Below are 13,967 nucleotides of genomic sequence, written 5' to 3'. Positions count from 1 at the left end.
TGTATCAATCACACGGCGAGCATTCTGCCGGTTTCTTCCAGGTTGATGTGCCAGCTGAGGGCATCGCGCAGGATGTGCGGGGTATGTCCGCCGACGGCGCAGGCCGCCTCGAAGTAGGCATTCAACGCTTCGCGGTAGTCCGGGTGCACGCAGTTGTCGATAACCACCCGCGCCCGCTCCCGTGGCGCCAGGCCACGCAAGTCGGCAAGGCCGATCTCGGTAACGAGGATGTCGACGTCATGCTCGGTGTGGTCAACATGGCTGACCATCGGCACCACACTGGAAATCGCCCCGCCCTTGGCAATCGACTTGGTGACAAAGATCGCCAGGTGCGCGTTACGGGCAAAGTCACCGGAACCACCAATGCCGTTCATCATCCGCGTACCGCAGACGTGGGTGGAGTTGACGTTGCCGTACAGGTCGAACTCCAGCGCCGTATTGATGCCGATGATGCCCAGGCGACGAACCACTTCAGGGTGGTTGGAGATCTCCTGTGGGCGCAGCACCAGTTTGTCCTTGTAACGCTCCAGGTTGCCAAACACATCGGCATTGCGTCGGCTCGACAGGGTGATCGAGCTGCCCGAGGCGAAGCTCAGTTTTCCGGCGTCGATCAGGTCGAAGGTTGAGTCCTGCAGGACTTCGGAGTACATGGTCAGTTCTTCGAACGGCGAGTCGATCAGGCCGCACATCACCGAGTTGGCGATGTTACCGATACCTGCCTGCAGCGGGCCGAGCTTGTTGGTCATGCGCCCTGCCTCCACTTCCTGTTTGAAGAAGTCGATCAGATGGTCGGCGATGGCCTGGGTGTCGCTGTCCGGCGGCAACACCGTGGACGGCGAGTCGGACTGATTAGTGATGACGATGGCGACGATTTTTTCCGGCGGTATCGGGATCGCGGTGCTGCCGATGCGGTCGTCGACCTTGACCAGCGGAATCGGCGTGCGGGTCGGACGGTAGGTCGGGATATAAATGTCGTGCAGACCTTCCAGATTCGGGTTGTGCGCCAGATTGATCTCGACGATCACCTGTTTGGCGAAAATCGCGAAGCTGGCCGAGTTGCCGACCGAGGTCGTTGGCACGATATGGCCAAGCTCTGTGATCGCTACTGCTTCAATCACCGCGATGTCCGGCAGCTTGAGTTGCTTATTGCGCAGCTGTTCCACGGTTTCCGACAGGTGCTGGTCAATGAACATCACCTCGCCGGCGTTGATCGCCTTGCGCAGTGTACTGTCGACCTGAAATGGCATACGACGGGCCAGCACACCGGCCTCGGTCAGCTGTTTGTCGAGGTCGTTGCCCAGGCTGGCGCCGGTCATCAAGCTGATTTTCAGCGGCGTGACCTTGGCGCGTTCGGCCAGTGCATGGGGCACGGCTTTGGCTTCGCCGGCGCGGGTGAACCCGCTCATGCCGACGGTCATGCCGTCCTGAATCAGAGCGGCAGCGTCAGCGGCGCTCATTACCTTATTCAACAACGAAGGCAAGCGGATACGATCACGGTACATGGATTGTTATCTCGGGCAACGGAAGCAAGATGCGCAGTCTAGTGATTTCAAAAAAAATCGCCCCGCGACCATGGTCGAATGCCGGCAGCTGATTTAGAGCCTTTGGTCGGGTTTCTGCAGTTAATTTTGTGTGCAATAAAAAACCCCAGCCTACTAAGGCCAGGGTTTTTGGGTATTGCGCTAGAGCAATCTTTACTCGACGGCTTTAACCATGTCTTCGATGACTTTCTTGGCGTCGCCGAAGACCATCATGGTTTTATCGAGGTAGAACAGTTCGTTGTCCAGACCGGCATAACCGCTGGCCATCGAGCGCTTGTTGACGATGATGGTCTTGGCCTTGAAGGCTTCGAGAATCGGCATGCCGGCGATCGGCGATTTCGGATCGTTCTTCGCCGCCGGGTTGACCACGTCGTTGGCGCCGAGCACCAGCACCACGTCGGCCTGACCGAATTCGGAGTTGATGTCTTCCATCTCGAACACCTGGTCGTAAGGCACTTCAGCCTCGGCCAGCAGCACGTTCATGTGGCCGGGCATGCGACCGGCTACCGGGTGGATCGCGTATTTCACGGTCACGCCACGATGGGTCAGCTTCTCGGTCAGCTCTTTAAGCGCGTGCTGTGCCCGTGCTACCGCCAGGCCGTAGCCTGGAACGATGATCACGGTGTCGGCGTTGGTCAGCAGGAACGTTGCGTCATCAGCCGAGCCGGATTTCACCGGACGGGCTTCTTTCGAGCCGGCAGGACCCGCCGCGTCTACAGTGTTGCCGAAGCCACCGAGCAGTACGTTGAAGAACGAGCGGTTCATCGCTTTGCACATGATGTACGAGAGGATCGCACCGGACGAACCGACCAGGGAGCCGGCAATGATCAGCATCGAGTTGTTCAGCGAGAAACCGATCCCCGCCGCTGCCCAGCCGGAATAGCTGTTGAGCATCGACACCACGACCGGCATGTCGGCGCCGCCAATCGGGATGATGATCAGCACGCCCAGCACGAAGGCCAGGGCCAGCATCAGGGCGAAGGCGCCGAGGTTACCGGTCACCATAAAGGTGATGCCCAGGCCCAGTGTGGCCAGACCCAACAGCAGGTTGATTTTGTGTTGGCCACCGAACTGTACCGGTGCACCCTGGAACAGGCGGAATTTGTATTTGCCCGATAGCTTGCCGAACGCAATCACCGAACCGGAGAAGGTAATGGCACCGATGGCCGCGCCGAGGAACAACTCCAGACGGTTACCGGCCGGGATCGAATCACCCAGCTGTTTGACGATGCCCAGAGACTGCGGCTCGACCACGGCGGCGATGGCGATGAACACCGCTGCCATACCGATCATGCTGTGCATGAACGCGACCAGTTCCGGCATCTTGGTCATTTCAACGCGTTTGGCCATGATCGAACCGGCGGTGCCGCCGATCAGCAGGCCGACGATCACGTAACCGATACCGGCGGTGGCCAGCTCAGAACCCAGTTTGAACACCAGGCCCACGGTAGTGACAATGGCCAGCGCCATGCCGAGCATCCCGTACACATTGCCGCGTCGCGACGAGGTCGGGTGTGACAAGCCCTTCAGGGCCTGGATAAAGCAGATCGACGCTATCAGGTAGAGCGTCGTTACAAGATTCATGCTCATTACTTAGGCGCCTCTTCTTTTACCGCTTTCGGGGCTTTTTTCTTGAACATCTCAAGCATCCTGCGGGTCACCAGGAAGCCGCCGAACACGTTTACCGCAGCCAGAGCCACAGCGAGGGTGCCCATGGTCTTGCCCAGTGGTGTCACGGTCAAAGCAGCGGCCAGCATGGCGCCGACGATCACGATGGCCGAAATGGCGTTGGTGACGGCCATCAGTGGTGTGTGCAGCGCGGGTGTAACGTTCCAGACCACGTGATAACCGACATAAATCGCCAGCACGAAGATGATCAGGTTGTAGATACCGGGGGAGATAAGCTCTTCCATCGTCTGAATCCCTGCTTAGGCGTTTTTGCGGATGACTTGGCCGTCGCGGCACATCAGGCACGCGGCGACGATGTCGTCTTCTAGGTTGATCTGGAATTGACCTTCAGGTGTGAAGACCAACTTCAGGAAGTCCAGCAGGTTACGGGCATACAGAGCGGAGGCGTCTGCACCGACCTGTGCTGCCAGGTTGGTCGGGCCGGCAATGGTCACGCCGTGCGCGACGATTACCTGGTCGGCCACGGTCAGCGGGCAGTTACCGCCTTGCGCAGCGGCCAGGTCGATGACCACCGAACCTGGTTTCATCTGCGCGACGGTTTCAGCGCTCAGCAATACCGGTGCCTTGCGGCCGGGAATCAGCGCTGTGGTAATGACGATATCGGCTTGCTTGGCGCGCTCGTGCACGGCCAGGGCCTGACGTTGCATCCAGCTGGCCGGCATGGGGCGTGCGTAACCGCCGACACCAACGGCGCATTCGCGCTCTTCATCGGTCTCGTAAGGGACGTCGACGAACTTGGCGCCGAGGGATTCGATCTGTTCCTTCACGGCCGGACGCACATCGGACGCTTCAATCACTGCGCCCAGACGTTTGGCGGTGGCAATCGCCTGCAAACCAGCCACGCCGGCGCCAAGAATCAGCACGCGAGCGGCCTTCACGGTGCCTGCTGCCGTCATCAACATCGGCATGAAGCGCGGATAGTGATGGGCGGCCAACAACACAGCTTTATAGCCGGCAATGTTGGCTTGCGAGGACAGCACATCAAGGCTTTGCGCGCGGGAAGTGCGCGGAGCGGCTTCCAGGGAGAACGCGGTAATGCCGCACTCAGCCAGCTTGGCAATGGTTTCATTGCTGAACGGGTTGAGCATGCCCACCAGCACGGTACCGCGTTTGATCAGGGCTAGTTCGCTGTCGCTGGGGGCGACGACCTTGAGAATCAGCTCTGCGCCAAATGTATCGTTGGCACTGCCAATCATTGCGCCTGCCGCTTCATAAGCACTGTCGACAACGCTGGCATTAATGCCGGCACCGCTTTGCACAGTGACTTTATGACCCTGGCCGATCAGCTTCTTGATGGTTTCCGGGGTTGCAGCAACCCGCGTTTCACCGGTCTGGGTTTCGAGAGGAACACCAATGTGCACGTCAAATCTCCTGCTTGATCTTATTGCTTTCGATCTTTATTAGAAGGCCAGCGCACTGCGGAGGGTGCGGCTGGGGCGGCCGATCAGCACGATCCCGCCGTATTTCGGGCGGGGCGCGGCATTTTGCAGGCGAACTTTGTGGCCTTCAAGGGATTATGATGGGTGACGGAAAATTAACTACAAGTCACCCTGTGACCGAATGTCGCAAGTAACGGCTCAAATCCCTTATAGACCAAGCCTTGTAGGGGTTTTTGCCGAAATTCAAGAGTTTACACATCGGCGCTGTGAATGATGCAATATTGCTTTGGATAAGGACCTCAAAGCCACGCCGTTAGGCGCTTGTGGGACGATTGTGCCTTCAGCGAGTATAGTCTGCTTAAATGCGACAAATACTTATATCTGTAGTGCTTTGATTTTACTGACTACGAGGTCAGCTAATCGCGTATAAGCCCTGCCCCTCTAGGTTGTAGCTGTGTGCCTGGTTAACCAGCCAATCGCGAAAGGCGCGTAAAGAGGCCGATTCGACCTTTCGATCAGGAATCATCAGGTAATAGGCCTTGATGCTCGACAGGGCCTGAGGGTTGGCAATCACCAGTCGTTTCTCCGCCAACTCACGCTGAATCAGGAACGGTGGGATCAGTGCGATGCCCATGTCATGCATGGCTGCCTGAGCCAGCATGGAGAATAGCTCGTAACGCGGACCTGTCATGTCGCGGGGGACATTAAGGTGCTGTGAGTCGAACCACTGGCGCCAGGCGTAAGGGCGCGTGGTCTGTTGCAGCAGCGGCAGGTCGGCAATCACGTCAGCGCTGAGGTGGGCGCGATCAGCGAGTAATGCAGGGCTGCACACCGGCATCGGATTCTCGCCCATCAGCCTGTGGGATTCTGTGCCGGACCAATCGGCGTCACCAAAGTAGATCGCGGCGTCAAAGTCGGTGTCGGCAAACAGAAAGGGCCGCGTGCGGTTGGTCAGGTTGACCGTGACTTCCGGATGTTGCTGCTGGAAGTCCTTGAGCCGTGGTAACAGCCATTGGGTGCCAAAGGTCGGCACGACCGCCAGTTCGATGACGTTGGCGCCCTGCTGGCCCATCACCGACAGCGTGTCCCGTTCAACGGCGTCCAGTTGGGTTGCGACTCGCCGGCTGTAGGAAAGTCCTGCCTCGGTCAGCTTCACTCCGCGTCGCGAGCGTCGGAACAGTTCGACGCTGAGGAACTCCTCCAGGCTGGCGATCTGTCGGCATATCGCGCCTTGGGTCAGCGATAGCTCTTGAGCGGCCTTGGTAAAGCTCTCATGGCGGGCTGCGGCTTCGAAGCTGATCAGTGCAGCAGTGCTGGGTATCTTCCTGCGCATGTACAGAAGCCTCACTAATGGTTTGCATAGATGCCGTTTCAGGCCGTTACGGAGTGAGAAATTAGCACAACAGTATGCAAAATCCTCGTTTGCCCAATGCGCAATCGGCGCCTAGGATCAGTCCACGATATTTGACCTACCTCGCGAGGACTCTCTCATGGCCGGTAAAGCTAGCTTCAACTGGATCGATCCCCTGCTGCTGGATCAACAGCTCACCGAAGAAGAGCGCATGGTGCGCGACAGCGCGGCTCAGTTTGCTCAGGACAAACTGGCACCACGTATTCTTGAAGCGTTCCGTCATGAGAAAACCGACCCGGCGATCTTCCGCGAAATGGGCGAGATCGGGCTGCTGGGTGCGACCATTCCAGAGCAGTACGGCGGCAGCGGCCTGAACTATGTCAGCTACGGCCTGATTGCTCGTGAGGTTGAGCGCATTGACTCCGGCTATCGCTCGATGATGAGTGTGCAGTCTTCGCTGGTCATGGTGCCAATCAACGAGTTTGGTACCGAAGCGCAGAAACAGAAATACCTGCCGAAACTGGCTACCGGTGAGTGGATCGGTTGCTTCGGTCTGACCGAGCCAAACCATGGTTCCGATCCGGGTTCGATGATCACTCGTGCACGCAAAGTGGAAGGCGGCTACAGCCTGACCGGCAGCAAGATGTGGATCACCAACAGCCCGATCGCTGACGTATTTGTGGTTTGGGGCAAGGATGACGCCGGCGATATCCGTGGCTTCGTTCTGGAAAAAGGCTGGAAAGGTCTGAGTGCGCCAGTGATCCATGGCAAGGTTGGTCTGCGAGCCTCCATCACCGGCGAGATCGTGATGGACAACGTATTCGTTCCCGAAGAGAACATCTTCCCGGATGTCCGCGGTTTGAAAGGTCCTTTTACCTGCCTGAACTCTGCACGTTATGGCATCGCGTGGGGCGCTCTGGGTGCGGCCGAATTCTGCTGGCACACCGCTCGCCAGTACACCCTGGATCGTCAGCAGTTTGGCCGGCCTTTGGCTGCCACCCAGTTGATTCAGAAGAAGCTGGCGGACATGCAGACTGAAATTACCATGGCCCTACAAGGTTGCCTGCGTCTCGGGCGTATGAAAGATGAAGGCACGGCTGCAGTCGAAATCACCTCGATGATGAAGCGCAACTCTTGCGGCAAGTCGTTGGACATCGCCCGTTTGGCTCGCGATATGTTGGGTGGTAATGGTATTTCCGATGAATTCGGTGTTGCGCGTCACTTGGTCAACCTTGAGGTGGTCAACACCTATGAAGGGACTCATGACGTTCACGCGCTGATCCTGGGTCGCGCGCAGACCGGTCTCCAGGCGTTCTATTAATAGGAGAGCGGCCATGGGTGCGTTATCGCATTTGCGGGTACTGGATTTATCGCGAGTACTGGCCGGGCCATGGGCCGGGCAGATTCTCGCGGATCTAGGCGCCGAGGTTATAAAGGTCGAGCGCCCGGGCAATGGCGATGATACTCGCGCCTGGGGGCCGCCCTTCCTTAAGGATGCTTACGGCGAAAACACCAGTGAGGCCGCTTATTACTTGTCGGCCAATCGCAACAAGCAATCAGTGACCATCGACTTTACTCAGGCCGAAGGTCAGCGTTTGGTTCGTGAGCTGGCGGCGAAGTCCGACATCCTGATCGAGAACTTCAAGGTCGGTGGTCTGGCGGCTTACGGGTTGGACTACGAATCGCTCAAGGCGATTAACCCTGATCTGATCTATTGCTCAATCACCGGCTTCGGCCAGACCGGTCCTTATGCAAAGCGTGCTGGCTATGACTTCATGATTCAGGGGCTCGGTGGCTTGATGAGCCTGACCGGGCGTCCTGAAGGTGATGGAGGTGCCGGGCCGGTGAAAGTCGGTGTGGCGCTGACGGATATTCTGACAGGGCTCTACTCGACGGTTGCGATCCTGGCGGCGCTGGCTCATCGGGAGCATGAGGGGGGCGGTCAGCACATCGACATGGCGCTGTTGGACGTTCAAGTGGCGTGCCTTGCTAACCAGGCGATGAACTACCTGACCACCGGTATTGCGCCCAAGCGCCTGGGTAACGCTCACCCTAACATCGTTCCATACCAGGACTTCCCGACGGCGGATGGTGACTTCATTCTGACGGTGGGTAATGACGGGCAATTTCGCAAGTTCGCTGAAGTGGCTGGCCGGCCGCAGTGGGCGGATGATCCGCGGTTCGCGACGAACAAGCTTCGTGTGGCGAATCGTGCGGTGCTGATTCCGCTGATTCGCCAGGCTACGGTCTTCAAGACCACTGTCGAGTGGGTGGCACAGCTGGAGCAGGTGGGTGTGCCATGCGGGCCAATCAACGATCTGTCGCAGGTGTTTGCCGATCCACAGGTTAAGGCGCGTGGTTTGGCGATCGAGCTTCCTCATGCGCTCGCCGGGTCGGTGCCGCAGGTTGCCAGCCCCATTCGCTTGTCCGAAACGCCGGTGGAATATCGCAGTGCCCCTCCTCTGTTGGGTGAGCACACGCTTGAGGTTCTGCAGCGTGTGCTGGGTCTTGAGGCTGCCGCTGTTGCTGCTTTTAAAGAGGCGGGAGTGCTCTGAGGGGGCGTTCTATATAGAAGCAACGTTTTCCCTTCTCTATATAGAGGGGAAACGCTGCTTTTTTCGGTTTTCTGCAACTCATTGATAGAAAGGCAAAATTAAGGGTTGACGGCAGATTCTGGAAGTCTATAATTCGCCCCACTTCCGGCGCAGTCGAAACGGAAAACTCCTTGGTAAACAAAGAGTTACGCAGTTTTCGGCAGCGGTTACGCTTCAGTTCATCGAAGCCTGAAGGAGTTGAAAGAGTGGTGGTGTTTAGCTCTTTTGACGGTTCGATCTTCTCGGTCGAAAGCGGAGAAAAAGAGGTGTTGACAGCAGCGAGTAACGCTGTAGAATTCGCCTCCCGCTAACGAGAGATCGGAAGCGCAAGTGGTTGAAGTTGCAAGGGAAACCTGGAAAGCTTCTGAAAATAACCGCTTGACAGCAACAGAGGCTGCTGTAGAATGCGCGCCTCGGTTGAGACGAAAGATCTTAACCAACCGCTCTTTAACAACTGAATCAAGCAATTCGTGTGGGTGCTTGTGCAGTCAGACTGATAGTCAACAAGATTATCAGCATCACAAGTTACTCCGCGAGAAATCAAAGATGTAACCAACGATTGCTGAGCCAAGTTTAGGGTTTTCTCAAAACCCAAAGATGTTTGAACTGAAGAGTTTGATCATGGCTCAGATTGAACGCTGGCGGCAGGCCTAACACATGCAAGTCGAGCGGCAGCACGGGTACTTGTACCTGGTGGCGAGCGGCGGACGGGTGAGTAATGCCTAGGAATCTGCCTGGTAGTGGGGGATAACGCTCGGAAACGGACGCTAATACCGCATACGTCCTACGGGAGAAAGCAGGGGACCTTCGGGCCTTGCGCTATCAGATGAGCCTAGGTCGGATTAGCTAGTTGGTGAGGTAATGGCTCACCAAGGCGACGATCCGTAACTGGTCTGAGAGGATGATCAGTCACACTGGAACTGAGACACGGTCCAGACTCCTACGGGAGGCAGCAGTGGGGAATATTGGACAATGGGCGAAAGCCTGATCCAGCCATGCCGCGTGTGTGAAGAAGGTCTTCGGATTGTAAAGCACTTTAAGTTGGGAGGAAGGGCAGTTACCTAATACGTAATTGTTTTGACGTTACCGACAGAATAAGCACCGGCTAACTCTGTGCCAGCAGCCGCGGTAATACAGAGGGTGCAAGCGTTAATCGGAATTACTGGGCGTAAAGCGCGCGTAGGTGGTTCGTTAAGTTGGATGTGAAATCCCCGGGCTCAACCTGGGAACTGCATTCAAAACTGTCGAGCTAGAGTATGGTAGAGGGTGGTGGAATTTCCTGTGTAGCGGTGAAATGCGTAGATATAGGAAGGAACACCAGTGGCGAAGGCGACCACCTGGACTGATACTGACACTGAGGTGCGAAAGCGTGGGGAGCAAACAGGATTAGATACCCTGGTAGTCCACGCCGTAAACGATGTCAACTAGCCGTTGGGAGCCTTGAGCTCTTAGTGGCGCAGCTAACGCATTAAGTTGACCGCCTGGGGAGTACGGCCGCAAGGTTAAAACTCAAATGAATTGACGGGGGCCCGCACAAGCGGTGGAGCATGTGGTTTAATTCGAAGCAACGCGAAGAACCTTACCAGGCCTTGACATCCAATGAACTTTCCAGAGATGGATTGGTGCCTTCGGGAACATTGAGACAGGTGCTGCATGGCTGTCGTCAGCTCGTGTCGTGAGATGTTGGGTTAAGTCCCGTAACGAGCGCAACCCTTGTCCTTAGTTACCAGCACGTAATGGTGGGCACTCTAAGGAGACTGCCGGTGACAAACCGGAGGAAGGTGGGGATGACGTCAAGTCATCATGGCCCTTACGGCCTGGGCTACACACGTGCTACAATGGTCGGTACAGAGGGTTGCCAAGCCGCGAGGTGGAGCTAATCCCACAAAACCGATCGTAGTCCGGATCGCAGTCTGCAACTCGACTGCGTGAAGTCGGAATCGCTAGTAATCGCGAATCAGAATGTCGCGGTGAATACGTTCCCGGGCCTTGTACACACCGCCCGTCACACCATGGGAGTGGGTTGCACCAGAAGTAGCTAGTCTAACCTTCGGGAGGACGGTTACCACGGTGTGATTCATGACTGGGGTGAAGTCGTAACAAGGTAGCCGTAGGGGAACCTGCGGCTGGATCACCTCCTTAATCGACGACATCAGCTGCTGCATAAGCTCCCACACGAATTGCTTGATTCATTGAAGAAGACGATAGGCTGATCTCGAGGTTGGAGAATGGCTGTTTTGAGTCTAAAAGCTTAGAAATGAGCATTCCATTGTTGAGATGGTGAATGTTGATTTCTAGTCTTTGATTAGATCGTTCTTTAAAAATTTGGGTATGTGATAGAAAGATAGACTGGACAGCACTTTCACTGGTGTTGTTACAGGCTAAGGTAAAATTTGTGAGTTAAATTGCGAATTTTCGGCGAATGTCGTCTTCACAGTATAACCAGATTGCTTGGGGTTATATGGTCAAGTGAAGAAGCGCATACGGTGGATGCCTTGGCAGTCAGAGGCGATGAAAGACGTGGTAGCCTGCGAAAAGCTTCGGGGAGTCGGCAAACAGACTGTGATCCGGAGATGTCTGAATGGGGGAACCCACCTAACATAAGTTAGGTATCTTAAGCTGAATACATAGGCTTAAGAAGCGAACCAGGGGAACTGAAACATCTAAGTACCCTGAGGAAAAGAAATCAACCGAGATTCCCTTAGTAGTGGCGAGCGAACGGGGACTAGCCCTTAAGTGGCTTTGAGATTAGCGGAACGCTCTGGAAAGTGCGGCCATAGTGGGTGATAGCCCTGTACGCGAAAATCTCTTGGTCATGAAATCGAGTAGGACGGAGCACGAGAAACTTTGTCTGAATATGGGGGGACCATCCTCCAAGGCTAAATACTACTGACTGACCGATAGTGAACTAGTACCGTGAGGGAAAGGCGAAAAGAACCCCGGAGAGGGGAGTGAAATAGATCCTGAAACCGTATGCGTACAAGCAGTGGGAGCCCACGTTGTTGGGTGACTGCGTACCTTTTGTATAATGGGTCAGCGACTTATTTTCAGTGGCGAGCTTAACCGAATAGGGGAGGCGTAGCGAAAGCGAGTCTTAATAGGGCGTCTAGTCGCTGGGAATAGACCCGAAACCGGGCGATCTATCCATGGGCAGGTTGAAGGTTGGGTAACACTAACTGGAGGACCGAACCGACTACCGTTGAAAAGTTAGCGGATGACCTGTGGATCGGAGTGAAAGGCTAATCAAGCTCGGAGATAGCTGGTTCTCCTCGAAAGCTATTTAGGTAGCGCCTCATGTATCACTGTAGGGGGTAGAGCACTGTTTCGGCTAGGGGGTCATCCCGACTTACCAAACCGATGCAAACTCCGAATACCTACAAGTGCCGAGCATGGGAGACACACGGCGGGTGCTAACGTCCGTCGTGAAAAGGGAAACAACCCAGACCGTCAGCTAAGGTCCCAAAGTTATGGTTAAGTGGGAAACGATGTGGGAAGGCTTAGACAGCTAGGAGGTTGGCTTAGAAGCAGCCACCCTTTAAAGAAAGCGTAATAGCTCACTAGTCGAGTCGGCCTGCGCGGAAGATGTAACGGGGCTCAAACCATACACCGAAGCTACGGGTATCACTTAGGTGATGCGGTAGAGGAGCGTTCTGTAAGCCTGTGAAGGTGAGTTGAGAAGCTTGCTGGAGGTATCAGAAGTGCGAATGCTGACATGAGTAACGACAATGGGTGTGAAAAACACCCACGCCGAAAGACCAAGGTTTCCTGCGCAACGTTAATCGACGCAGGGTTAGTCGGTCCCTAAGGCGAGGCTGAAAAGCGTAGTCGATGGAAAACAGGTTAATATTCCTGTACTTCTGGTTATTGCGATGGAGGGACGGAGAAGGCTAGGCCAGCTTGGCGTTGGTTGTCCAAGTTTAAGGTGGTAGGCTGGACTCTTAGGTAAATCCGGGGGTCTAAGGCCGAGAGCTGATGACGAGTGTTCTTTTAGAACACGAAGTGGTTGATGCCATGCTTCCAAGAAAAGCTTCTAAGCTTCAGGTAACCAGGAACCGTACCCCAAACCGACACAGGTGGTTGGGTAGAGAATACCAAGGCGCTTGAGAGAACTCGGGTGAAGGAACTAGGCAAAATGGCACCGTAACTTCGGGAGAAGGTGCGCCGGTGAGGGTGAAGGACTTGCTCCGTAAGCCCATGCCGGTCGAAGATACCAGGCCGCTGCGACTGTTTATTAAAAACACAGCACTCTGCAAACACGAAAGTGGACGTATAGGGTGTGACGCCTGCCCGGTGCCGGAAGGTTAATTGATGGGGTTAGCTAACGCGAAGCTCTTGATCGAAGCCCCGGTAAACGGCGGCCGTAACTATAACGGTCCTAAGGTAGCGAAATTCCTTGTCGGGTAAGTTCCGACCTGCACGAATGGCGTAACGATGGCGGCGCTGTCTCCACCCGAGACTCAGTGAAATTGAAATCGCTGTGAAGATGCAGTGTATCCGCGGCTAGACGGAAAGACCCCGTGAACCTTTACTATAGCTTTGCACTGGACTTTGAATTTGCTTGTGTAGGATAGGTGGGAGGCTTTGAAGCGTGGACGCCAGTTCGCGTGGAGCCAACCTTGAAATACCACCCTGGCAACTTTGAGGTTCTAACTCAGGTCCGTTATCCGGATCGAGGACAGTGTATGGTGGGTAGTTTGACTGGGGCGGTCTCCTCCTAAAGAGTAACGGAGGAGTACGAAGGTGCGCTCAGACCGGTCGGAAATCGGTCGTAGAGTATAAAGGCAAAAGCGCGCTTGACTGCGAGACAGACACGTCGAGCAGGTACGAAAGTAGGTCTTAGTGATCCGGTGGTTCTGTATGGAAGGGCCATCGCTCAACGGATAAAAGGTACTCCGGGGATAACAGGCTGATACCGCCCAAGAGTTCATATCGACGGCGGTGTTTGGCACCTCGATGTCGGCTCATCACATCCTGGGGCTGAAGCCGGTCCCAAGGGTATGGCTGTTCGCCATTTAAAGTGGTACGCGAGCTGGGTTTAGAACGTCGTGAGACAGTTCGGTCCCTATCTGCCGTGGACGTTTGAGATTTGAGAGGGGCTGCTCCTAGTACGAGAGGACCGGAGTGGACGAACCTCTGGTGTTCCGGTTGTCACGCCAGTGGCATTGCCGGGTAGCTATGTTCGGAATAGATAACCGCTGAAAGCATCTAAGCGGGAAACTAGCCTCAAGATGAGATCTCACTGGAACCTTGAGTTCCCTGAAGGGCCGTCGAAGACTACGACGTTGATAGGTTGGGTGTGTAAGCGCTGTGAGGCGTTGAGCTAACCAATACTAATTGCCCGTGAGGCTTGACCATATAACACCCAAGCAATTTAGTGACTCGAAAGGGCGCCAGATTGCGGTGTGTGAAGACG

7 protein-coding genes and 2 rRNA genes are annotated in these 13,967 nt (G+C 55.6%); 4 read left to right on the top strand and 5 right to left on the bottom strand.

Annotation, left to right across the window (positions count from 1 at the left end; translation table 11 throughout):
- Positions 1-8: 8 nt before the first annotated feature.
- The 5 genes from scpC to BLL42_RS13540 form a co-directional block, all read right to left on the bottom strand.
- Positions 9-1,502, bottom strand: a complete 1,494-nt coding sequence (scpC, locus tag BLL42_RS13560) for a succinyl-CoA:acetate CoA-transferase ScpC (RefSeq protein ID WP_071552553.1) — start codon at positions 1,500-1,502, stop codon at positions 9-11.
- Positions 1,503-1,694: 192 nt separating this feature from the next.
- Positions 1,695-3,131 carry an NAD(P)(+) transhydrogenase (Re/Si-specific) subunit beta gene (locus tag BLL42_RS13555; protein WP_071552552.1) on the bottom strand — a complete coding sequence of 479 codons (1,437 nt, stop codon included), beginning with the start codon at positions 3,129-3,131 and terminating at the stop codon, positions 1,695-1,697.
- On the bottom strand, positions 3,131-3,454 hold the full coding sequence (locus BLL42_RS13550; protein ID WP_003187010.1) for an NAD(P) transhydrogenase subunit alpha part 2: 324 nt from the start codon (positions 3,452-3,454) through the stop codon (positions 3,131-3,133). The genes BLL42_RS13555 and BLL42_RS13550 overlap by 1 nt, the downstream gene beginning before the upstream one ends.
- Before the next feature lie 15 nt (positions 3,455-3,469).
- Positions 3,470-4,591, bottom strand: coding sequence for a Re/Si-specific NAD(P)(+) transhydrogenase subunit alpha (locus tag BLL42_RS13545; protein WP_071552551.1), 1,122 nt, complete (start codon positions 4,589-4,591; stop codon positions 3,470-3,472).
- 430 nt (positions 4,592-5,021) lie between these two features.
- Positions 5,022-5,942, bottom strand: a complete 921-nt coding sequence (locus BLL42_RS13540) for a LysR family transcriptional regulator (RefSeq protein WP_071552550.1) — start codon at positions 5,940-5,942, stop codon at positions 5,022-5,024.
- 157 nt (positions 5,943-6,099) lie between these two features.
- On the opposite strand from BLL42_RS13540, the gene BLL42_RS13535 reads away from it, so the two are divergent.
- From BLL42_RS13535 to BLL42_RS13520, 4 genes are all read left to right on the top strand, one after another.
- Positions 6,100-7,281, top strand: coding sequence for an acyl-CoA dehydrogenase (locus tag BLL42_RS13535; RefSeq protein WP_071552549.1), 1,182 nt, complete (start codon positions 6,100-6,102; stop codon positions 7,279-7,281).
- Positions 7,282-7,294: 13 nt separating this feature from the next.
- Entirely contained in the window at positions 7,295-8,515 is a 1,221-nt protein-coding gene (locus BLL42_RS13530) for a CaiB/BaiF CoA transferase family protein (RefSeq protein WP_071552548.1), read from the top strand.
- 642 nt (positions 8,516-9,157) lie between these two features.
- Positions 9,158-10,696 (top strand): 16S ribosomal RNA (locus BLL42_RS13525).
- Positions 10,697-11,017: 321 nt separating this feature from the next.
- A 23S ribosomal RNA gene (locus BLL42_RS13520) occupies positions 11,018-13,909 on the top strand.
- The 16S and 23S rRNA genes sit together here, the layout of an rRNA operon.
- The last annotated feature ends 58 nt before the right edge of the window (positions 13,910-13,967 follow it).

It is taken from the genome of Pseudomonas frederiksbergensis (genome assembly GCF_001874645.1).
GTDB classification, from domain to species: domain Bacteria; phylum Pseudomonadota; class Gammaproteobacteria; order Pseudomonadales; family Pseudomonadaceae; genus Aquipseudomonas; species Aquipseudomonas frederiksbergensis_B.
This window is presented reverse-complemented; position numbering and strand designations above follow the sequence as displayed.